At 43.8% G+C, this 21,793-nt stretch carries 18 protein-coding genes and 2 tRNA genes; 14 read left to right on the top strand and 6 right to left on the bottom strand.

The genetic code is table 11. The annotated features are described in order from the left end of the window. Positions 1 to 173 precede the first annotated feature (173 nt). A complete protein-coding gene (locus F899_RS03040) occupies positions 174 to 842 on the bottom strand; it encodes an HAD-IA family hydrolase (protein ID WP_004813381.1) in 669 nt (222 codons plus the stop codon). Positions 843 to 1,066: 224 nt separating this feature from the next. Then, positions 1,067 to 2,035 (bottom strand): RluA family pseudouridine synthase, encoded by a 969-nt coding sequence (locus F899_RS03035; protein WP_005220818.1) that lies wholly within the window; start codon positions 2,033 to 2,035, stop codon positions 1,067 to 1,069. 771 nt (positions 2,036 to 2,806) lie between these two features. Between F899_RS03035 and F899_RS03030 the strand changes: the two genes are divergently transcribed. The 4 genes from F899_RS03030 to F899_RS03015 all read left to right on the top strand — a co-directional run bounded on the left by F899_RS03030 (position 2,807) and on the right by F899_RS03015 (position 8,610). Next, a complete protein-coding gene (locus tag F899_RS03030; RefSeq protein WP_005220816.1) occupies positions 2,807 to 6,241 on the top strand; it encodes an Rne/Rng family ribonuclease in 3,435 nt (1,144 codons plus the stop codon). 172 nt (positions 6,242 to 6,413) lie between these two features. Further along, positions 6,414 to 8,255 carry a long-chain-acyl-CoA synthetase gene (locus tag F899_RS03025; RefSeq protein ID WP_005220814.1) on the top strand — a complete coding sequence of 614 codons (1,842 nt, stop codon included), beginning with the start codon at positions 6,414 to 6,416 and terminating at the stop codon, positions 8,253 to 8,255. Between the two features lie 131 nt (positions 8,256 to 8,386). Continuing rightward, a tRNA-Lys gene (locus F899_RS03020) sits at positions 8,387 to 8,462 on the top strand. Between the two features lie 72 nt (positions 8,463 to 8,534). Beyond that, positions 8,535 to 8,610: transfer RNA gene (locus F899_RS03015), tRNA-Lys, on the top strand. Positions 8,611 to 8,924: 314 nt separating this feature from the next. On the opposite strand, the gene F899_RS03010 is transcribed toward F899_RS03015, so the two are convergent. Continuing rightward, positions 8,925 to 9,611, bottom strand: coding sequence for a hypothetical protein (locus tag F899_RS03010; protein ID WP_005220811.1), 687 nt, complete (start codon positions 9,609 to 9,611; stop codon positions 8,925 to 8,927). Between the two features lie 234 nt (positions 9,612 to 9,845). Here F899_RS03010 and F899_RS03005 point away from each other — a divergent pair, with 234 nt between their 5' ends. From F899_RS03005 to F899_RS02995, 3 genes are all read left to right on the top strand, one after another. Then, positions 9,846 to 10,115, top strand: a complete 270-nt coding sequence (locus tag F899_RS03005; RefSeq protein WP_004813390.1) for a PspC domain-containing protein — start codon at positions 9,846 to 9,848, stop codon at positions 10,113 to 10,115. Positions 10,116 to 10,295: 180 nt separating this feature from the next. Beyond that, a complete protein-coding gene (locus F899_RS03000; protein WP_004813393.1) occupies positions 10,296 to 11,081 on the top strand; it encodes a sulfite exporter TauE/SafE family protein in 786 nt (261 codons plus the stop codon). A gap of 79 nt (positions 11,082 to 11,160) precedes the next feature. Next, positions 11,161 to 12,573: an SLC13 family permease gene (locus tag F899_RS02995; protein WP_004890394.1), complete on the top strand. Its 1,413-nt coding sequence runs from the start codon at positions 11,161 to 11,163 to the stop codon at positions 12,571 to 12,573. A 72-nt stretch (positions 12,574 to 12,645) separates the two neighbouring features. Here F899_RS02995 and F899_RS02990 read toward each other — a convergent pair whose 3' ends face one another. Then, positions 12,646 to 13,755: an HPP family protein gene (locus F899_RS02990; protein ID WP_004890397.1), complete on the bottom strand. Its 1,110-nt coding sequence runs from the start codon at positions 13,753 to 13,755 to the stop codon at positions 12,646 to 12,648. 186 nt (positions 13,756 to 13,941) lie between these two features. Here F899_RS02990 and F899_RS02985 point away from each other — a divergent pair, with 186 nt between their 5' ends. The 7 genes from F899_RS02985 to F899_RS02955 all read left to right on the top strand — a co-directional run bounded on the left by F899_RS02985 (position 13,942) and on the right by F899_RS02955 (position 20,370). After that, positions 13,942 to 14,400, top strand: coding sequence for a hypothetical protein (locus tag F899_RS02985; RefSeq protein WP_005220808.1), 459 nt, complete (start codon positions 13,942 to 13,944; stop codon positions 14,398 to 14,400). A gap of 95 nt (positions 14,401 to 14,495) precedes the next feature. Then, complete coding sequence (glyQ, locus tag F899_RS02980) at positions 14,496 to 15,479, top strand: glycine--tRNA ligase subunit alpha (RefSeq protein ID WP_005220806.1); 984 nt, start codon at positions 14,496 to 14,498, stop codon at positions 15,477 to 15,479. After that, positions 15,479 to 17,548 (top strand): glycine--tRNA ligase subunit beta, encoded by a 2,070-nt coding sequence (glyS, locus tag F899_RS02975; protein WP_005220804.1) that lies wholly within the window; start codon positions 15,479 to 15,481, stop codon positions 17,546 to 17,548. The genes glyQ and glyS overlap by 1 nt, the downstream gene beginning before the upstream one ends. A gap of 69 nt (positions 17,549 to 17,617) precedes the next feature. Then, positions 17,618 to 18,667 carry a hypothetical protein gene (locus F899_RS02970; protein ID WP_005220801.1) on the top strand — a complete coding sequence of 350 codons (1,050 nt, stop codon included), beginning with the start codon at positions 17,618 to 17,620 and terminating at the stop codon, positions 18,665 to 18,667. Then, on the top strand, positions 18,664 to 19,161 hold the full coding sequence (locus F899_RS02965) for a hypothetical protein (RefSeq protein ID WP_005220799.1): 498 nt from the start codon (positions 18,664 to 18,666) through the stop codon (positions 19,159 to 19,161). Before F899_RS02970 ends, F899_RS02965 begins: the two co-directional genes overlap by 4 nt. Before the next feature lie 107 nt (positions 19,162 to 19,268). Next, positions 19,269 to 19,658: a hypothetical protein gene (locus tag F899_RS02960; protein WP_005220796.1), complete on the top strand. Its 390-nt coding sequence runs from the start codon at positions 19,269 to 19,271 to the stop codon at positions 19,656 to 19,658. A 232-nt stretch (positions 19,659 to 19,890) separates the two neighbouring features. Next, positions 19,891 to 20,370, top strand: a complete 480-nt coding sequence (locus F899_RS02955) for a hypothetical protein (RefSeq protein ID WP_005220795.1) — start codon at positions 19,891 to 19,893, stop codon at positions 20,368 to 20,370. A 77-nt stretch (positions 20,371 to 20,447) separates the two neighbouring features. On the opposite strand, the gene F899_RS02950 is transcribed toward F899_RS02955, so the two are convergent. Further along, positions 20,448 to 21,401: a 2-hydroxyacid dehydrogenase gene (locus F899_RS02950; RefSeq protein WP_005220793.1), complete on the bottom strand. Its 954-nt coding sequence runs from the start codon at positions 21,399 to 21,401 to the stop codon at positions 20,448 to 20,450. 95 nt (positions 21,402 to 21,496) lie between these two features. Continuing rightward, positions 21,497 to 21,694: a hypothetical protein gene (locus tag F899_RS02945; RefSeq protein WP_004813413.1), complete on the bottom strand. Its 198-nt coding sequence runs from the start codon at positions 21,692 to 21,694 to the stop codon at positions 21,497 to 21,499. Positions 21,695 to 21,793: the final 99 nt, after the last annotated feature.

Here is a 21,793-nt window from a genome sequence, read left to right as displayed (position 1 = left end):
ATTAATTTTAATAGAAAAATACCGAGTGAAATTCTCAACAATTTTGGTCGTTCAAATTGATCAAGTTTGCAGCTTTAGACTAAAAGATTAGACTAAATGCGCGAATTTAATTCAATGACAGACATTTAAACTGTATAAATTGTCTGTCATTTGATAAAACCCAGCATACTGAATTAAATCGCTTCCTTCCATTGGACTTTAGCCAATAAAAACTCATGTAAGCTGCTGACATCATTCACAATCGACAGCGGATTAAACTTCGCTAAAGTCTCTGACGTATGCACACCATAACTTACGCCTACACTTGGCATGACAATATTCAGCGCCATTTCCAGGTCATAAGAGGTATCCCCCACCATAATCGCTTCATGGGCATGTATACCAGTTTCTGCCAGGATTTCAGCCAACATTAAAGGATCTGGTTTAGAACGCGTTTCACTGGCAGCACGAGTCGCATGAAAGAGTTCCAGACTATTGGTCTGCTTTAATACACGGTCCAACCCTTTACGGCTTTTACCTGTAGCGACAGCCAGTTTAATCCCTTGATCTTTTAATGCGTATAGCATCTCAGATACACCTTCAAACCAGGCATCCTCAACAGAGTTCGCTACATAATGTTCTGAATAAGCCTGCAAAATATCCGCATGCAATTCTGGCACAGCTGGGAATAATCGTTGTGCGACTTCCGGCAGACCTAAACCGATAATACTTTTGGCATTAGCATCGGTCAGCGGTTGATTAAATTGCTGCGCGGCAAACTGCAGGCTAGCCACAATTTGACCAACTGAATCAAACAAAGTGCCATCCCAATCAAAAATGACCAGTTTTACAGGTGAGTTCATAAAGATTTCCTAGATTTGATTCAGAGAAAAGGCATTATCACCTCTCCCTAGCCCTCTCCTACAAGGAGAGGGAATTTTTCATTATCAAACCAATGCCTTCACTAAAGAACAAATACAGTCGAATAATGAATCAACTTTTGATTAAATATTGCTATTTAATTAGTACCGTTCCTTCTCCTTTTTAAAGGAGAGGGTTAGGGAGAGGATTAATTAAAAAATAAAAATTACTCATCATCTTCTGCAGCTGTAACCACTTTATCCGCCTTCTGCGCACGAAGTTGTGCCACCAGACTCTGCATATCTTCTGGCAATGGCGCTTCAATGGTCGGATAACCCGGAATCTCCAGACGCATGGCATGCAAACATAAACGGCGTGGTTTTGGCCCACGATACTCCGTCTCATGACCATACTTTTCATCACCCACCAGCGGATGACCAATGCTTAAACCATGTACACGAATTTGATGGGTACGACCAGAAAGCGGAGATGCATAGACCAGTGTGGCATGCATAAAGCGTTCTGCTACATTCCACTGGGTTTTCGAATCCTTACCTTCTTTAGAAACACGGACACGACGTTCACCATTAGACAGCTCATAACGGTGTAAAGGTGCATCAATAAGTTGCTTATCCAGACTTACTTGCCCTTTCACGACTGCCGCATAAGTTTTTTTAATTTTATGTTCACGTAATAAATCTTGCAGAGTTTTAAGCACACTACGTTTTTTCGAGATCATCACCAGACCTGAAGTATCACGGTCAATACGATGAATCAGCTCCAAGTATTTTTTACCTGTTGCAGCACGCAGACCTTCGATCAGGCCATAGGCCACACCGCTACCGCCATGTACTGCAATCCCGGAAGGTTTATTGACAACTATCAAACCTTCATCTTCATAGATTACACGTGCCAACAGACCTTGAGCGACCTTGTCAGAAACCGGTGCAGCAGATTCATCTTTTTGTTCATAACGTATTGGTGCCACACGGATTTGGTCACCAATGGCCAGTTTAGTTTCTGCCTTAATTCGTTTTTTATTAACGCGAACCTGGCCTTCACGAATCAAACGATAGATGCGGCTTTTTGGTACACCTTTCAGACGGCTAAACAGGAAATTATCGATTCGCTGTCCATCTTGGTGCTCATCCACCTCAAACCACGTGACGTTTTGCCATTGTTGCGTAGAATTCATACAGTTACTATGACCTAAAAATTGATTGAAATTGATTAATAAATGACCACTTAGGCTATGCTTTACACAAGAAACATAAGCTTAGCCCATAGGCAGATGATTCAAGGTTTGATATAGTCAGCGCACGGAAACCATCGTTTGTGAGTAAAAGTTGGTGCATGACAGATTTATTTCTGTACATGATCATTCAATTAAACCCTCACATAATACGGGAAGGTCCCAAAAGAATTATGCCGACGCCGAAGGCTTATTATATCGGCAAAAAAGCAAACTGTTGCGTTTAATTGTACCTCAGGTACATAAATCAGTTTGTCTGAAAAAATATGTCGCCAACCTAGTTGGCTTTTAAACGTAAACTGATACACATCAGATTAGTCGCACCCTGAAGACGACTTCAGGCTACAGCGTTTGATGCATTGGATCTGCACAGTTTGTAAAGGTACGACGATAATTCCGTATCAAGACACTCTATCTATAAAGAAGGGATGATCTTCGAGCAATGTGACAGTGAAAGTTACTCACATCCAATGCACCGCTCGTCCGCCAGTGAAGCGTTCAGGTGACTTTAATCGTTTAAAGATTGAAGCCGTATTGCCATCATCAATACGTGAATCAAAACCAAAGCTGATCTATATCAAAATAGACGCTGGGAATAAAAGACTCAAACCACAATGAAATTCATTGCAGATTTGAGCCATTGATCCGTGATGTGTGATGTTCGCTACGTGTATAGCGATTTTTTGCTGTGTATCACTATAAGGTGTTACACCCATGAAACGTATGTTGATTAATGCAACACATGCCGAAGAGATTCGCGTTGCACTTGTCACTGGTCAGCGTCTTTACGATTTCGATTTAGAGAATCGTACCCGTGAACAAAAGAAATCTAATATCTATAAAGGTCACGTGACTCGCGTAGAACCTTCTTTAGAAGCTGTATTTGTTGAATATGGTGCGGGTCGTCAAGGTTTCTTGTCGATGCGTGAAATTGCCAATACTTACTACAAAGCAGATCCTCGCCAAACTTCGAATATCCGCGAACTGATCACTGAAGGCACCGAGCTTCTGGTTCAGGTGGAAAAAGAAGAACGTGGTAACAAAGGTGCTGCCCTTTCTACTTTCATTTCTCTTGCTGGTCGTTATCTGGTATTGATGCCAAACAATCCGAAAGGTGGTGGTATCAGCCGTCAGATTTCGGGTTCAGTCCGTGAAGAGCTGAAAGAGATGCTGGCCTCTTTAAATGTACCTCGTGGTATGAGCGTGATTGTACGTACAGCTGGGATCGGCCGCTCTCAAGAAGAATTGCAACTTGATCTTCAACACTTGCTTGACCTTTGGGCGCAAATCCAAAGCACTGCAAGCTCTGGTCCATCACCAATGCTGGTTCATCAGGAAGCAGGCGTAGTAACTCGTGCGATCCGTGATTATTTACGTGACGACGTTGCTGAAATCCTGATTGACTCTGAACAAGCCTATAATGAAGCCTATAACTTCGTAAAAGCGGTCATGCCACGTCAGTTAGACAAGCTCAAAACCTATACTTTAAATGAGCCATTATTTGCTCACTTCGGTATCGAAAGCCAGATCCAAACGGCTTATGAACGCGAAGTAAAACTTCCTTCAGGTGGCTCAATCGTGATTGACCAGACTGAAGCATTGGTATCGATCGACATCAACTCGGCAAAATCGACTCGTGGTCAGGATGTTGAAGATACCGCGTTAAATACCAACCTTGAAGCTGCTGAAGAAATTGCACGCCAGTTACGTTTACGTGATATTGGTGGCTTAGTCGTGATCGACTTTATCGATATGACCAAAGACCGCAACCAGCGCATGGTTGAAGCAAAACTGCGTGAAGCAACCCAAAGTGACCGCGCACGTATCCAGTTTGGTCAATTGTCACGTTTTGGCCTGATGGAAATGAGTCGTCAACGCTTACGTCCTTCGCTTGAAGAAGCCACTGGTTATGTCTGCCCACGCTGTCATGGCACAGGTATGGTGCGTGACCTGCGTTCTTTATCGCTTTCAATCATGCGTAAAGTGGAAGAAATTGCTCTGCGTGAACGTCATGGTGAAGTTCAGGTTGAAGTACCGGTTGAAATCGCTGCATTCTTATTGAATGAAAAGCGTCACAGCCTGGTTTACTTAGAACAGACTTCAAGTACACGTGTGACTGTATTGCCGCACCCGCACCTGGAAACGCCGCATTACGAGATTTCTTATAATCCTGAAGGTTTCGCACCAACTAGCTATGAACGCACTGAAGCAACACGTTCAAGTGAAAAAGAACTGGGTTATGAGTCTTCTGAGTGGCATTTAGAAGAAGAACAACATACGCATGCAGCTGCACCAGCGCCTACTCAGCAACAAAACAATGGCAGAAACAATAAACGCCGTAATAATCAACATCAAAACCAGCAAAATCAGAACCAGACTGCACAGCAAGCGCCGGTTGCCCAACAGGCCCCTGCCCAAGTTGCTGCACCTGCTGCCAGCCCATGTGCTTGGTTAGAAAACCTGTTTGTACAAAAGCAGGCTGCAACTGTAGATCAATCTCGCACTGCCAATAATGCAGCTGCTGCGATTGAACAGCTGGTAAATAATGGCGCAGTCAGCCGTGGTCAGTTCGGCCAGGTTACATCACCTGCTGCACAGCAGGCGCCGCAGCACGTCCCACAACAAGTTACTACACCAAGTAGCAATGCTTACCTTGCGCCATCAACTGTGGCACACAAGCCAGAGCGTGATCAGGCTGAAAAGGCTGAACGTGAAGAAAAATCACAACGCAGCCATAAAAAACAGCGCAACAACAAGCACAAAGAGCAACGCGAGCCACAACAACATGACAATGCACCACAACAAGTGCATGAAGAAGTGGTTCAGTTGTCTCGCCAGGAACAGCGTCAAGAACAGCGTGAGCAAAAGCGTAAGAACCCGCGCCATCAGCAAGAGCACAACCAGGATGCTCAAGCTGAACAGCAAAATGCTGTACCACGTCGTGACCGTCGCAACCAGCAACGTCCAGAACGCCCAAATCGTCACCGCGATCAAAGCGTACTGAATGAGCAACCGGCTGCTCCTCAAGCACCTGTTCAAGTTGAAGCTCCAGCAGCTAATGAACGTCAAGTACGCGTAGAGCTGATTGATGCACCGCGTCAGGACGTTACACCAACGGCTATGATGGTGAATGTCGATCAAGGCCAAAGTGAAATCGTAACGCTGAACGGTACAGCACCTGTAGTGGCTACTCCGACTGAAGAAACTGCACCTGAAAAGGCACCAGCCGTAGCAACGATGGCAGCAGAACTGGAAGAGAAAACTGAAGCGGTTGATCTGACTGAAGCCCCTGCTCCAGCAGCAGCGCTTGAGCAGGTAACGCCGAAAGCTGAAAAGTCTCGTGCCAGCAATGACCCACGTCAACGTCGTCGTGACCGTCGTGCTGCACAAGGTCAGCAGGCTCAGGCCGCTCAGCTTCGTCCTTCACAAGTACCGACACTTGGTCAGTACACCGTAGGCAGCCTGATCCGTCATGTGTACGGTGAAGACTGTTCAGTACTGATTGAGCAGTTCGGCCTGATGGCGACCTTCAACCGTGCACTGGACAAGTTCACGCAGCAATACAATGAAACTGTTGTTGTAGCAGTGACCGCCGAGAAAAAACCGGTGACGCGTGATGTAGAGGTGAACAAGGCTCAGCCTGAACCAGAACCTGCTCCGGTACTGGATCTGACTCCACCAAAACCTGTGTCAGAAAAGCGTGTAGCTAACGATCCACGTGAGCGTCGTCGTCTAGCAAAACTTGCTGCGGAACAGGCACTTGTACAAGCAAAACAGGCAGCTCAACCGGAAGAAAAACCGACTGAACCCGCTGCTGAAGCTCAGGCTGTGGCAGCACAACAAGCTGAGACGATTGAAGTTCTAAGAACTGACGAGCCTGTTAAACCTTTAGTTGCTGATCAACCTGAGACTGCAGTAACAGCAGCTCAAACTGAGCCAGAAGCTACAGAACAGCCTGAAAATGCACCTGTTACAGCTAAAGCACCAGTTGCTGCCGCTGAAGAAGAAGCATCAGCCGCTGAAAATGCAGCTGAAGCAAAAGCAGAAACAGTGGAAACAGAAGCGGAAAAAGCAGAGAAATCTCCTGCCCGTCCGCGTCGCCCACGTGGCCGTCCACCGAAGAAAGCCAATACTGCAACTGAGTCATAATTCGCCCAATTGCAGTAACTAAAAAAAACCTAGTCATTTCGGTGACTAGGTTTTTTTTGCTAGATTTTGTCAAATTAGGTTGATTACTCTTTAAATCAACCATTAAAACTACAACGGACAGTTATTGCATATTCAGTGCACGTATCGGATACGTAAAAGAAATAGGATTCCCATGAGCCAAACCACACAACATGATCTGATTGGTATTGCTGATGTCGCAGCCAAAATCCCCGCTTTCCTGAAAAAAGTGCCGAACTTGGTCAATGGGCTTAGGCAGGCTTATTTACGTACCCCAAATACTGCTGCAGGTTTGGGTCTCGCTTTTGAAAAAGCGGTACAGCGCAACCCGGAAGGTATTGCCCTGCGTTTTGAAGACCAGAGCTTTAGCTATACAGAACTGAATGGCTGGGCCAACCAGATTGCACATTACTACCTGTCGCTAGGTGCGAAAAAAGGCGATGTCGTTGCCCTGATGGTCGAGAACCGCCCGGAAATGGTCGCCAGCGTGATTGGTCTGGCCAAGCTTGGTGTGACCATTGCCCTGCTGAATACTTCACAGGTCGGTAAAGTGCTGGCACATAGCATTAATCTGGTCAAACCGATTGCAGTCATCGTGGGTGATGAATGTCACGCTGCGGTTGCCGAGATCCGTGATGAACTGAATATCGCGGCGGACCGTTTCCACTGGTTTGCCGATCAGCCTACCCAGCAAAATCCTGGTCAGGCACCTGAAGGTTTTATCAATCTTGCTGAAGTCATTGATACTTTCCCGAAATTCAATCCATCAACAACACATAGTGTGCAAGGTAAAGATGGTCTGTTCTACATCTACACTTCCGGCACTACTGGTCTGCCGAAAGCCGTAATCTTTACCAATAGCCGCTGGACCCTTGCTTATGGCACGTATGGTCATGTGCTTAACTTGGGTACAGAGGATGTGATGTACTGCACCCTGCCACTGTATCATGCGACGGGCATGGTGGTATGCTGGTGTGGTGTGATTGCCGGTGCAGGGACATTTGCAATCCGCCGTAAATTCTCGACCTCTTCATTCTGGAAAGATGTACAAAAATTTGATGCTTCTGCAATCGGGTATGTCGGGGAACTTTGCCGTTACCTGATGGATGCACCTTCTTCAGAGCTGGAAAAAGGTCACCGCGTCAAGAAAATGATCGGTAACGGTATGCGTCCAAATATCTGGGATAAGTTCAAAAACCGTTTCGGTATTGAAGAAGTACTTGAACTATATGCATCCAGTGAAGGCAATGTCGGTTTCAGCAATGTGTTCAATTTCGACAATACTGTCGGATTCTCCCCAACTCCGTATGCGATTGTTGAATTCGATAAAGACAAAAACGAGCCGGTACGTGATGTCAAAGGTCACTGTAAACGCGTCAAAAAAGGCACAACAGGTCTGTTGATTGGTAAAATTACCCGTCGTTCGCCATTTGATGGGTATACCGATCCGGAAAAGAATAAGTCTGTCATTATGAAAGATGTGTTCTGCAAAGGTGATGCCTATTTCAATACCGGCGACCTGGTCCGCGACATCGGTTTCCGTCATGCGCAGTTTGTCGACCGTTTGGGGGATACTTTCCGCTGGAAAGGTGAAAATGTATCGACGACCGAAGTGGAAAACATGCTGACCGAGTATGATAAGATTGTAGAGGCTGTGGTGTATGGGGTGGAAATTCCAAACACCAATGGTCGCGCCGGTATGGCAGCCATTACGCTGAAACCTGAAGCTGAACTGAACGATACCGATCTGAAAGAGATGTTGAACTGTTTCAAGAAATGTCTGCCTGCTTATTCGGTTCCGGTATTCCTGCGTATACAGCAACAGGTTGAAACCACTGGTACTTTTAAATACCAGAAAAATAAATTGAAAGAGCAAGCATTTGATCCAAGCAAGACTGATGAGCGTTTACTGGTGTGCTTACCGGGAGCAGATGCTTATTGCGATGTAACGGCAGAAGTTTTTACTAACATCCAGGCCTATCAATATCGCTTCTAAGTGCTGAAGTTGCCTATTTTTTGTGTATATAAATTCAATTTGTTGCATTTATAATCAAACATGGGCAACTTTGTTATTTTTTACTTGCGCTGATTTCATATCTTGCTACAATACGCTCCATCAAATGATATGGGTCGTTAGCTCAGTTGGTAGAGCAGCGGACTTTTAATCCGTTGGTCCCGCGTTCGAGTCGCGGACGACCCACCATCTTATCCTTCGGGATAGCGCAATTACCAAATCTTGCGTCGTAAAAATGATCTTCATCATTTCTACTCCTCAGGGTCGTTAGCTCAGTTGGTAGAGCAGCGGACTTTTAATCCGTTGGTCCCGCGTTCGAGTCGCGGACGACCCACCATTTTTCTTCCATTCTGCGAAGATCATAATACCTGTATATTCCAATCAAGATCATCAACCGATCACGGCTTTGATTTGTCTTTTCTGAATTCTTGCTCTCTTCATTTTAAAATATGCCGGGATTATTTTAGATATATTTGTGCGTTATTAGTCCAGTTGCTAGAGCAAGAGCTTCTTAAGCTATGGGGCGTGGTTTCAAGTCCTACACAACCACCAAGCTACAGTTTTCTTTTAATCGTCTTATAATTTTTTATCTGTATCTGGGCTATGTCAACGCATCAGGATTTTTGTGAGTTTTCTTAGTCTCCCCTCGCCTTATTGTGGCGAAGGCAATTGATTATCAACATCTTTTACCAGTTCATAGGCTATACGTGGCAGCACGTAGTGCTGATCCATCAGCTCTTGACGATTCTCTTTCTGGGTTTTTTCAATATTCATCACCAGCTTGGTATTGTCTTTGACAGTATAATACAAAACCAGGCCCTCTTTACGGTAGACCACCAGCTCCTTACGGGTGGGATTCAATTCCCAACGGTCTTTACGATAGGTTGAATAAGGTGTCGCCATCTGGTTTTGGAAGGTAAATACCTGACCATGTTGCAAGATACTGCGATATACCAGACCATTCGGGGCAAGGGTGAGAATAAACATTGCCTTGCCATTTTTGCAGGGAGAAAAACCATCATTACAACTGACTTCCGTGTAATAGCGTCCCACGAAGTCAACCGCATAATCTGGAATAGGCTGCCCATTAAAGCCATCTTCCTCTCTGAAAGTGGCATGACCAGCAATATCAGTCAGTTTCTTGGCTTGAGTACTTTCATCTAGCGCTTGATTAGCGAGAGAAACAGCTACCTCCTCTTTATGGTGCAACTCAAGTTCAGTATCACTGATCGGTTTACCCGAATGACGCTCACACCCCACCAGCCCGAGTGTACCCAGCAATATCACACCGAGCTGATACTCCAGTCTCTTGAAAACTTTAAACACCTTAAATTTCATTTAATTCAACCAGATTATGAACAGCCAAGCATTTTTATAAAATCAAAGGCAGGAGATTATTATTAAATTCAGGAACCTTCGTCTTCATGTTAAAGATTCCGAGAAAAATACTTAATCCCAATTTACATAAATTTACGAATAAATTTTATTTAGACACTTTAAAAATAATGACTTAGCTCCATATTTTAAGAGGAACGTCGTTGTTCTTTTATCTTAATTATTAAGGAGACCTGAATGGCCAATGTTGGTTTATATCGCTCTAACCGCTCGAACATGATTGCAGGTGTGATGGGTGGTATTGCTGAACGTTTTGGTTGGAATGCAAATTTACTGCGTCTGATTTTCGTGGTGATCTCTATAATGAGTGCCGCTTTCCCAGGTATCCTGGTTTATCTTGTACTTTGGCTGATCATGCCAAAAAAGCAAGCTATGGTTGAACATACGCCGCATCAGTCTACGGGCTATCAACGACCAATTCGTGATGTAAATAAAGATCCGCTGTAAGTTTCCTTTTTATAGAGTAAATAGTAATTCCCTTTTGCGCTGTGGCATTTCCCCTAATGACCACAGCTTTTTTTTGCCTGCTTCAGGCGATTTAATAAATTGTTAAATTATTTCTCTAGCCTTTGCCAACCGGCTGATTTCTCTATAACTTAGTTAAAAACTCCTTGAAATGGATTCAGGATGACACAGGCTGAATGGATTGTACTGTGCTTATGTGCTGTAGCAGCACTGCTGCATGGCTTGAGTGGGTTTGGCTTCCCGATGATGAGTACTGCGGTGCTATCCAGCCAATATCCCTTGAGTCTGGCAGTGACCCTGGTCATTTTTCCCTGCCTGCTCCTGAATCTGTTGATGCTGAATGCTGATCCGCGGCACAGTCTGCTGCAGAGCATTCGCTATTATCTCAAACATTATTGGCCATTGATTTTAAGCAGCCTGATTGGCAGTTTGCTCGGAGTTAAACTGCTGCTGTGGCTGAATGAAGGCTATCTCAAACTGCTGTTAGGGACAGTGATTATATTTTATGTACTAGATCAGCTTCGCTCCAAACCTTTTCAGAGCAACCCGCATATTCTGAGTATGGTGTGTTTTGGTTTATTGGCTGGTGTGATTGGTGGAGCGACCAATGCCATGGCTCCTTTCCTGATGATGTACCTGCTTAGCAGCCAGCTCAGCAAGACCGATATCGTCATTATCAGCAACCTGAATTTTATTGTCAGTAAACTGATCCAGTTACTTTTATTGTTCCCAATCCTGATCCAGATTAATCCACAACAACAATCCATTTTGATCGGTATTACCATTTTTGCTTTGATTGGCGTCTGGATTGGCGGAAAAATCCGCCATCGCCTGTCACAGCGGCATTTTAAATTTTTAGTCTTGGGCTTATTGATGGTTTTAGGCATACAGGCTCTATGGCAGAGTACTGCATTATTACAACATTCAAATCATCTTTTTTTAAATTAGTATAATTTGTAATCAAACCGCTTTAGGATTAGAAAGATTCTTCATAAAAATTAGCTGTATAAAAACAAGGAGTGTGCGTATGACAAGTCAAAACCTTGCCACCCCCACCAACGTTATGCCCAAAGGCGTAATGAAAGGATGGATCCTGATTATCATCGCGGCCATTGTAGCCTTTATCCTATATCAGGTTTTACCTTATGACCAGAATGCTAGCAAAGGTTTGGCTCTGCTGGCTTTTATTGGTATTTTGTGGCTGACAGAAGCAATTCATATCACTATTACTGCCCTGCTGATTCCCATACTGGCAGTACTGTTAGCCATGCCGATGGCCGACGGCGATGCGCTGGTACCCATTACCACACAAGCTGCTTTAACCACCTTTGCCGATCCGGTTATTTTCCTGTTTTTTGGCGGTTTTGCACTGGCAACGGCGCTGCATATCCAGAAGCTGGACAAGAAAATTGCCATGTGGATTATTTCCTTATCCGGTGGACATTTGGGTATTTCAGTATTGGCCATTTTTGCCGTGACTGCCGCCCTATCCATGTGGATTTCCAATACCGCTACCGCAGCCATGATGTTACCGCTGGCGCTGGGTTTACTTTCGCATCTGGATGTCGAGAAAGAACGTAAAACCTTCGTATTTATTCTGCTTGGGATTGCCTACTCCGCCAGTATTGGTGGTCTAGGTACAATTGTAGGTTCACCACCAAATGCCATTGCTGCCAAAGCGCTGGGTTATGACTTTGCAGACTGGATGAAAATTGGTTTGCCAATGATGTTCATTATCTTGCCTGCGATGCTGATCAGTCTGTATCTGGTGTTGCGTCCCAAGCTGAATCACAAAGTGCAGTTTGTCACTGAAGATATTCCCTGGACCCGCAGCCGTATTGCCGCAATGGTGCTATTTATCTGTACTGCCCTGGCCTGGATTTTCAGTAAAAAGCTGACCGAGAACTTTGGAATCAGCCAGCCAGATACCTGGATTGCGATTCTGGCCGCATGTATGGTGGCAATTTTAGGTACCGCAACCTGGAAGCAGATTGCAGAGAATACCGACTGGGGCGTGCTCTATCTGTTTGGCGGCGGCCTGACCTTGAGTGCCATTTTAAAAGATTCAGGCAGCTCTCTGGTCTTGGGGCAAACTCTGGCAAATACCTTTGGTGATACTTCACCTTTAGTGATTATCTTTGTGGTAGCAACCTTCATCATTTTCCTGACCGAATTTACCAGTAATACCGCATCCGCTGCACTACTGGTGCCGGTCTTTGCCGCCATTGCCGATCAGATGGGAATGCCTAAAGAAATTCTGGTGATTGTGATTGGGATCGGCGCATCCTGTGCTTTCATGTTGCCTGTAGCAACACCGCCGAATGCGATTGTCTTTGGTACCGGTTATATTCAGCAGTCGGAAATGATGAAAGTTGGCTTTGTCCTCAACATCATGTGTATTTTCCTGGTATCGCTATTTATTTACTGGTTCTTTCTCTAAAGATGAATGGATTAAAAAAGCACGCTACGGCGTGCTTTTTCATTTTCGAAGATAGATCTACATCCGTCCAGATCAGGCACTCAGCTTGAAATGATTTAACTCCTGATATAAAGCAGCAATCATGTCAGCACGGCTAATGATACCGACCAGCTGACCTTCGTCCAGTACCGGAATATAATTAAAGGAACGCTCAACGAAATACGGCACCAGGTCCTGAATCGGCTGGCCTGGCTGTACAGTCACCACCTTCCGGCTCATAATATGTCCGACTTCAGATTCCCAGCCACTGCGAATATCGGTGGCACGCTCAAACCATTCCACCAGCTGGTACATCGCCAAGGTTCCAACCAGTTTCTTTTCCGCATTCACTACCGGTAGGCTCATCAGATTCATCTGTCGGAATTTCGCCAAGGCATGCCGGATATCATCACTTTCCTGCAAGCTGGCAACGTCTTTACTCATGATATCCTGACACAGGAACGGGCTGTCAGCACGTTCACTGGCCTTGCTCTGTGCTTCCAGAATAATTTTTTGCAGGTCATATTCACTGATATCCAGTAACTGGGTCTGTTGATCAAGTACAGCCTGAATATCCTGCGGCTGAATCGTCACTTTCTGGGTCGGGGTTGGATCTTTAGAACGGGTATTAATCTGCAGCTGTTGCGGATAAGCCTTACCCAACATCCGGTTAAATACAATCGCTACCACCATCAACAGTACCGAGTTCAGCAAGACCGGATAGAACACAAAAGCATAGCCCAGCTCATGAATGGCATTGCCGCCCAGTACCGCTGTAATCGCAACCGCCCCACTTGGTGGATGTAGAGAATCAGTGCTTAGCATCAATATAATCGCAATTGCTACGGCCAGACTGAATGCCAGGGTCAGGCTGGGAAACAGTAAAGTACAGCTCACCCCCACGATCGCAGCAATAGTATTTCCAACCACCATATTCCATGGCTGGGCCAGCGGACTGGCAGGTACGGCAAACAGTAATACCGACGAAGCACCCATCGGCGCGATATACCAGGCCTGAAAATCACCCAGTGCCCACAGGCTGATTAAAGACGACAGTGCCAGACCGATCAATGCACCTAAACCACACAGGATACGGTCTTTGACAGGGAGAATTTTAAAATTTGGCTTGAGGCTTTGCAGCCATTCTGAGGAACTATGCAACACGGTTGGCCTGAATTATTGTTTTGGGGAGTGCAGGCATTATAAAACCCTTGGCTTTAAAGATGTATTTATTTTATATCTTTTACTCATTGGTTTTTCTGCTTATGCTGAGGGTGCTCTATCTAAAAAATTATAATCAGGACCGCGCCTAAGCGGCGTATTTTCTTCTCTCAAACAAGAATAAAAACGATGCATTTTCTAATCCAGTCTTTACAACAAACCAAAACCGGAATTGCAGTACAACTGTTGCTGGCACCTGTACTCGGTTTAGCCTCACTCTATGGCCCTTTGATGTTCGTGCTGCTGATCTTGCACTTGTTATTCCTGGCTATGACTTCGAGCTCACTTCTACTCTCGATGGTGACTTTCATGCTGATCATGTACATTTTCGGGCTGCTGTTCTATCTCTGCCTGATCTATATTCCTTTATGTATCAGTCTATTCGTATTACACCATCTACAGCAGTTTCATATCTTCAGTATTGTGCTGGTAGGTATTCTGGCAACGCTGATTCTGGCTTATTTCCTAAGTTCCAATGATCTGCTCAGTACTCTATTCATGATTTCCTGCTTTAGCCTGCCCTCTATCGGATTTTTTATCTTTCTCAGTCTGCGTGCGCATGAACAGGCAGTTGCGTCAGGCGAATAAAAAGTGGCGCAGGCAATTCATGGATAACCTTTGCCACGCCTTCGCAAAATCCTTATAATCAAGCACAATTTTTCTCTAATTTTAAGTGGATGACCATGAGTCGCGCCATATCGCATATTGATACCTTCCAAGGCTTAATTCTTGCCTTACAAAACTACTGGGCGGAGCAAGGCTGCGTCGTTTTACAACCTTACGACATGGAAATGGGTGCAGGGACATTCCACACTGCAACATTCCTTCGTGCGCTAGGTCCTGAAACCTGGAACGCGGCTTATGTTCAGCCATCACGCCGTCCGAAAGATGGCCGTTATGGTGAAAACCCGAACCGTTTGCAACACTACTACCAGTTCCAGGTGGTATTGAAGCCAAACCCGGACAATATCCAGCAGCTTTATCTGGATTCTTTAAAAGCCATCGGTATTGATCCTTTAGTTCACGACATCCGTTTTGTAGAAGATAACTGGGAATCTCCAACCCTGGGTGCTTGGGGCTTAGGTTGGGAAGTTTGGCTAAACGGTATGGAAGTGACTCAGTTCACTTACTTCCAGCAAGTGGGCGGTGTTGAATGCTACCCGGTAACAGGCGAAATCACTTACGGTCTGGAGCGTCTGGCAATGTACCTGCAAGGTGTAGACTCGGTTTATGACCTGGTTTGGACCAAAGGTCAGTTCGGTACAGTGACCTATGGCGATGTGTTCCATCAAAATGAAGTAGAACAATCGACTTATAACTTTGAATATGCACCAGTCGATAAAATGTTTGAACTGTTCGACTTCTACGAAGCTGAAGCAACGCGTTTAATCGAAGCGAAACTGCCACTTCCTGCCTATGAGCAAGTGGTAAAAGCATCGCATAGCTTTAACCTGCTTGATGCACGTGGTGCAATTTCTGTGACTGAACGTCAGCGTTATATCTTACGTGTACGTACATTAGCACGTTCGATTGCAACCAGCTATGTAGCAGCACGTGCGGAACTTGGTTTCCCAATGGCTGAACCTGCATTACGTGATGAAGTGTTGGCACAATTAAAAGCGCAAGTTGAAGCAGAAGCGAAAGAAGCAAACAAGGAGAGCAAATAATGTCTAAACATACCGTTTTGTTCGAATTGGGTTGTGAAGAACTTCCACCAAAAAGCCTGAAAAAATTACGTGATGCCTTACATGCAGAAACAGTAAAAGGCTTAAAAGATGCTGGTCTTGTTTTTGATTCAATCGAAGCCTATGCAGCACCTCGTCGTCTTGCACTTAAAATTGTCAATGTTGATGCTGCACAAGCAGACACACAAAAACGTTTTGACGGCCCTGCCAAACAGGCCGCTTTTGATGCTGAAGGTAACCCGACGAAAGCACTTGAAGGCTTTATGCGTGGTCAAGGCATCACGGTTGATCAAGTATCAACTTTCCAGGCCGGTAAAGTTGAAAAAGTATGCTATTTAAAAGATGTCAAAGGTCAAAGCCTTGACGTTTTATTGCCACAAATTTTACAAAATGCATTGGATAATCTTCCAATCGCAAAACGTATGCGTTCTGCGGCAAGCCGTACCGAATTCGTGCGTCCTGTAAAATGGGTGGTGTTGTTAAAAGACAACGATGTGGTTGATGCAACCATTCAAGATCACAAAGCAGGTAATGTGACCTATGGTCACCGTTTCCATGCACCTGAAGCGATTACTTTAACGCATGCTGATGAATACCTAGCGAAGTTAAAAACAGCTTACGTTGTGGCGTCTTTTGAAGAGCGTCAAGCCATCATTGATGGTCAAGTGAAAGCATTGGCTGATGAAGTAAATGCAATTGCGATTGTGCCTGCGGATCTTCGTGATGAAGTGACTGCACTGGTTGAATGGCCTGTTGCGCTTCGTGCAAGCTTCGAAGAACGCTTCCTTGCGGTTCCTCAAGAAGCGTTGATCACCACGATGCAGGACAACCAAAAGTACTTCTGCTTAGTGAATAGCGATAATAAACTTCAACCGTACTTCATTACTGTGTCAAACATTGAGTCAAAAGACCCGACACAAATTATTGAAGGTAACGAGAAAGTGGTTCGTCCGCGTTTGTCTGATGCCGAGTTCTTCTTCCTGCAAGACCAGAAACAACCGCTTGCGTCTCGTAAAGAGAAACTGGCCAACATGGTATTCCAGGCACAACTGGGTACTTTGTGGAACAAGTCTGAACGTATTGCCAAACTGGCTGTTACGCTTGCTCCAATTACTGGTGCTAAGGCTGAAGATGCTGAAAAAGCGGCTCTTCTCGCTAAATGTGACTTAACTTCTGAGCTGGTGGGTGAATTCCCAGAACTTCAAGGCATCGCGGGTACTTACTACGCACGTCTTGAAGGTGAAAATGATGAAGTGGCTGAATCTTTAGGTGAGCAGTATTTACCTAAATTCGCGGGTGACGTTCTGCCTAAAACCAAAACGGGTACAACGATTGCCCTTGCGGATCGTCTAGATACTTTAACTGGTATTTTCGGTATTGGTCAGGCACCTACAGGTTCTAAAGACCCATTTGCGCTACGTCGTTCTGCGATTGGTATTCTGCGTCTGGTGACTGAAAATGAACTTGATGTATCTATCGAAGACCTGATCAAGCTGGCATTGGCTGCTTATGGCGATGTATTGAAAGACCACGACAAGACTCTGGCAGATGCGGTTGCATTCCTGGAAGGTCGTTACCGTGCGAAATACGAAGACCAAGGCGTTGATGTTGACGTAATCCAGGCCGTTCAAGCGCTTTCACCAAAATCACCGCTTGATTTTGACAAGCGTGTAAATGCGGTAAATCACTTCCGTGCATTGCCTGAAGCTGCTGCACTGGCTGCTGCGAACAAGCGTGTTGCGAATATTCTTGCCAAAGAAGCTGCGCCTGAAGGTGCTGTGGTTGAAGCAAACTTGGTTGAAGATGCTGAAAAAGCATTATTTGCTGAACTTGCGAAAATCACACCAGTGGTTGAGCCGCTATTTGCTTCTAAAGATTACACTGCTGCGTTGTCTGCATTGGCTGCCCTGCGTGCGCCAGTCGATGCGTTCTTTGATGGTGTCATGGTGATGGCGGATGATGCTGAACTAAAAGCAAACCGTTTACGTCTGCTTGCTCAGCTACGTGACCTGTTCACTAAAGTTGCAGATATTTCAGTGCTTCAACACTAAGTGTTAATTGCTTGAAACTTAAACAAAACCCCGCTATAAAGTAGTGGGGGTTTTTTATATCTAAATATTATGAGCAATAAAGAAGTAGCTGCAATAACATTATATGAAATCAGCAAATGTGGTCTATTCAAGTTTAATGATTCATCTTCTCCTGTACTAGGTAATACAGAAGTCTTTCTTGACCAATTATTGAAGTGGGCAAAAAATCCTAAACGTAATTTAATTGATACATGCACATATGAAATTGAAGATGATGAATTAGGAGAAAGAACTTTCTGTTATGACATTATCAAGCATCCTCAAACACGTAATTTTCTTGTGGTGACGTGGAATGAAACTTCTAGCTTAGAAGGAAAATTAGCATCTATAACTGGGAATGTACCAGTAGGACAAGCAAAGATTAAAACAAAAGGTAAGGGAAAAGATGAAATTATAGGATATCCCTCATATTTCTATATCATGCCTGCAGAAAATATTTTGGCAACTGTTACTTTTGGCAAAACCAGTAACGGGACAAGAAATCTTAAATGTTATTTTAAAGAATTTATTAGTAAATATACTACCTATGCTTGTTATGAAAAAAACACAGATACTCAAACAAATGAATTAAAGGGATATAAAGAAAATAAAAGATCTACAGATCAACCCATCAATTTAAGAGCAATATTCAATTTTAATATTGTTCGAAGTTCACATCAAATTGACAAATTAATTGCCAATTTCAAAAAAATTAATAGTGTTGTCAAACATAATAAATTATCAGTTACCGAAACCTTAAAATTAGGCTGGCCATCAAAACTGAGTGCTTCTATTTTTGATAAACAAAAACCTAAAGTTGATGGGAATGTAAAGTTTACTTTTGAATATCCCTATACTCCAGCAAGTGCTAAAGAACTTAAAAATATTATTGATGACTGGGAAGCTAATTACACAGGTAGCATGTGGGACAATATTGGTTTTAAATTAAAAGGCGATAGTAATACCATCTGGCTCAATGAAATGAACGCTCGAAATAAGTTTGATCTATATTTGGATAGAGATAAACAAAATGTTATTGATCCAGTCGCGTTGTTTAGTGAATTAGAAAGAATTAGCCAAAATATATTATCTTTAAAATGAAATTAATAATTACTCTTCTAATTATATTTAGTGCTGCTTTACTTCATTTTGGTCATGAAGCTTTAAACTATCTTTTATTTAAAGATAGTCTATCTGTTCTAATTTCTAGTTCCTCAATTTTATTTGCGATACTTGGAGTATGGATTGCATTACTTTATCCCCAAGAATTTAAAGATTTAAAAAGTGGAAAACAGGATGATTCTGAACGAGCTAAAGATCTAAAAAGACTAGTAAAAAGCATGTTCTTTTGTGTCATAATCATTTGCTCAATTTTAATAATCAGTTATAGCTCTATTTTTATAAAAAAATTTATAACAAATAACAATATTATTTATTTTCGATATTTTAGTGGTATCGCTTTAGCAATTATTACTATTGTTCAAATCTACTGCTATTTAACAATATTATTACCTTTGACTGCTATAGATAGCCATTTGGTTAAAAAAGATTATCAAAAAAATCTAATGGATAAATTTTCACCAGAAGATGAATAAAATTTTCAGAGAAAAAATTACTTTTTATTTAAATTATTTAAAGTCATAGCAATATGATTTTCAATTTTCTATACTCACAATAACAACACTCAACAAGAAAGAAGCGCATGAAATTTCAAACACTCATTATGACGACTCTTGCGGGTATCGCACTTACAGCATGTACATCTCAACCAACCATTCCACAACTAGAACTGGGGGTATTACAGGAAGTACAAAATCTCGAAGTTATTCCAGAAACAACCAACAATAAGGCGAAACTGACCAAATTCCTCGACAAATGCGTGATTGAATTTACTGGCGATATCGGTAACAACCGTTCAGTTGAGCAATGGTCATTTAAAGGCATGACCCTGATTGATGCCGGCTCAGCGACTTTCCAGCGCGACGGAACCAGCACAGCACAAAAATTTGACCTGCATGATGCGGCGGTACAAAAGAACTTTGTGACCCTGCGCAGTCATTTTGCTAAAGATGCCCTGACACAATGTGACTAAGTAGATCGCCCTGTTTTTTTGAAAATGGGGCTATTTATTTGAATGAATAGAAATTTAATTTTTCGCCTGATTTGACCTACTTTTTCTTCCCCTTAAAAATTATAAAATCCTCGCATCAAACTACGCTGAACCTATACTCTCTTCACAGCTTATTCATTGTTTTTGGCTGATTATCCGTTACACTGAAAACCAAACTCAGACCGCTCTTTGACGAATTCGAGGTCGATCCATAATGAATATCAAAACCCCAATTATTTTAACGACAGCTTTAATGTTCTGCGCACCTGTATTTGCACAGACCGAAACCACTCAGACCACTAAACCGATTGCGCCTTATGGTGAGAATCCGAACCTGCTGCATGTGTTTGCCTATAAAGCACAGGAAGGTGTTATCAATACCGCTGAAAAAGTAGGTGAAGTCACTGAAAAAGGCATTGCCAAAATCAAGCCGGGTGTGGATCGTGCCTGGGACAATACCAAATCCACCGCAGCAACCACCATTGAAAAAGTAGACCAAGGCGCAACACAAGTGGCTCAGCAAACCGGTCAGAAAATCCAGCAGACTAAAGATGTCTGGCGCGGTAATCCGCAACAGCAAGTCCCGATTGAGCAGCAGCCTTTAAGCCAATCTTCAACAGCAACGCAAAGTGTCACACCGCAGTCACCATCCAGTTCAGGTGGTGCAACCAGTTATGCAGTGGATGATCTCTAAAAAATAGAATATTTAAAAAAGCCCGTTAAGGGCTTTTTTAATCTGAAGAGAATAATATCTGGATTAACTAAATCAGATCAGTTCACCTGTCGAATCGGCTGGCCCGCCTGAAAGGCTTTAACATTTTCTACCATCTGATCCACGATGCGCTGGCGAGCATCGACACTGCCCCAAGCATTGTGCGGTGTAACGATCAAATTCGAAATGCCTGGATCGAGCAGAATATTGCCTTCTTTCGGCGGCTCTATCGTCAGTACATCGGTGGCAGCACCTGCGATTTTGCCTGCACGTAATGCCTGTGCCAGAGCCGCTTCATCAACAATACCGCCACGCGCACAGTTAATCAGGAAGGCACTGGATTTCATGGCTTCCAGCTCGGCATGGCTGATCAGGTTACGGGTATCTTCAGTCAGTGGGCAATGCAAACTCAGGAAATCAACCTGTGGCAATAACTCCGCGAATGGTACACGTGAGGCATCCCCCGGACGGTTGGGTAATGATCCGATCATCACATTCATACCAAACGCTTCTGCCAATTTGGCGACAGCTTTACCCAGTTCGCCATAACCCACAATGCCGAGAGTCTTACCAGACAGTTCTACAATCGGTGCATCCAGCAAACAGAATTGCGTCGCCTTTTGCCATTCGCCTTGTTGTAATTTTTGCTGATAAGGCAGGAAAGACGTCGCCAGATTCAGCATTAACATGAGAGTATGTTGGGCGACAGCGGAAGTGCCATAGGCTTGGCAGTTACACACGACAATATTGCGTGCTTTGGCTGCGGCCAAGTCAACATTATTGGTACCAGTCGCAGAGATTAAAATCAGTTTCAGTTGAGGGCATTGCTGAATGGTTTCGGCATTTACCATGACTTTATTGGTGATGATGACATCGACATCTTGCACGCGTGGCAAAAGTTCAGCCACAGAAGTAGCAGGATATAAGGTTAACTCGTCAAATACGCCATGCAGCGCCTGAAAGTCGAGATCCTGTTGATCCAGAGAAGCATAATCCAAATATACGGCTTTCACGGCCTGACCCTCAATCCTGTTAGACAATTTATCCTGCCATTTAAAACAAGTCATTCAGGGTTTTCAACCGTTTTTTAGACTTTATCCTGCCTTGTTTAATCGAGTGGTTTATCCAGATGGTTACGCACAGAATGACGAATTTTATAAACAATATAAACGGTCAGAATCATCAAAAATACGATAGTTGCACTCAGGAAAATAATGGTCGGGTGTACGCTGTCTTTGGCGAATGCCAGATTGGGCAGGCCCAAAGTTAGCATTAAAAATATGGTGGCGAACTGTGTAGATTGCATAAGATGTCCCCCCTTCTCACGAAAACGATCGCGTGCGGTAATGAAAAATCCATACCGCATAACTACATCTTATGCCAGCAAAACAATAAGTCAAGCCAT

The organism is Acinetobacter sp. CIP 101934 (genome assembly GCF_000369585.1).
In the GTDB taxonomy this organism is placed as follows: Bacteria; Pseudomonadota; Gammaproteobacteria; order Pseudomonadales; family Moraxellaceae; genus Acinetobacter; species Acinetobacter schindleri.
The sequence above is the reverse complement of the archived record's forward strand: the minus strand, read 5'-3'. Positions and strand labels throughout refer to the sequence as shown.

Bases quoted from the DNA above. Each gene is read 5' to 3' on its own strand.
- F899_RS03040 (WP_004813381.1), bottom strand. From the start codon at position 842: ATGAACTCACCTGTAAAACTGGTCATTTTTGATTGGGATGGCACTTTG.
- F899_RS03035 (WP_005220818.1), bottom strand. From the start codon at position 2,035: ATGAATTCTACGCAACAATGGCAAAACGTCACGTGGTTTGAGGTGGAT.
- F899_RS03030 (WP_005220816.1), top strand. From the start codon at position 2,807: ATGAAACGTATGTTGATTAATGCAACACATGCCGAAGAGATTCGCGTT.
- F899_RS03025 (WP_005220814.1), top strand. From the start codon at position 6,414: ATGAGCCAAACCACACAACATGATCTGATTGGTATTGCTGATGTCGCA.
- F899_RS03010 (WP_005220811.1), bottom strand. From the start codon at position 9,611: ATGAAATTTAAGGTGTTTAAAGTTTTCAAGAGACTGGAGTATCAGCTC.
- F899_RS03005 (WP_004813390.1), top strand. From the start codon at position 9,846: ATGGCCAATGTTGGTTTATATCGCTCTAACCGCTCGAACATGATTGCA.
- F899_RS03000 (WP_004813393.1), top strand. From the start codon at position 10,296: ATGACACAGGCTGAATGGATTGTACTGTGCTTATGTGCTGTAGCAGCA.
- F899_RS02995 (WP_004890394.1), top strand. From the start codon at position 11,161: ATGACAAGTCAAAACCTTGCCACCCCCACCAACGTTATGCCCAAAGGC.
- F899_RS02985 (WP_005220808.1), top strand. From the start codon at position 13,942: ATGCATTTTCTAATCCAGTCTTTACAACAAACCAAAACCGGAATTGCA.
- glyQ (WP_005220806.1), top strand. From the start codon at position 14,496: ATGAGTCGCGCCATATCGCATATTGATACCTTCCAAGGCTTAATTCTT.
- glyS (WP_005220804.1), top strand. From the start codon at position 15,479: ATGTCTAAACATACCGTTTTGTTCGAATTGGGTTGTGAAGAACTTCCA.
- F899_RS02970 (WP_005220801.1), top strand. From the start codon at position 17,618: ATGAGCAATAAAGAAGTAGCTGCAATAACATTATATGAAATCAGCAAA.
- F899_RS02965 (WP_005220799.1), top strand. From the start codon at position 18,664: ATGAAATTAATAATTACTCTTCTAATTATATTTAGTGCTGCTTTACTT.
- F899_RS02960 (WP_005220796.1), top strand. From the start codon at position 19,269: ATGAAATTTCAAACACTCATTATGACGACTCTTGCGGGTATCGCACTT.
- F899_RS02955 (WP_005220795.1), top strand. From the start codon at position 19,891: ATGAATATCAAAACCCCAATTATTTTAACGACAGCTTTAATGTTCTGC.
- F899_RS02945 (WP_004813413.1), bottom strand. From the start codon at position 21,694: ATGCAATCTACACAGTTCGCCACCATATTTTTAATGCTAACTTTGGGC.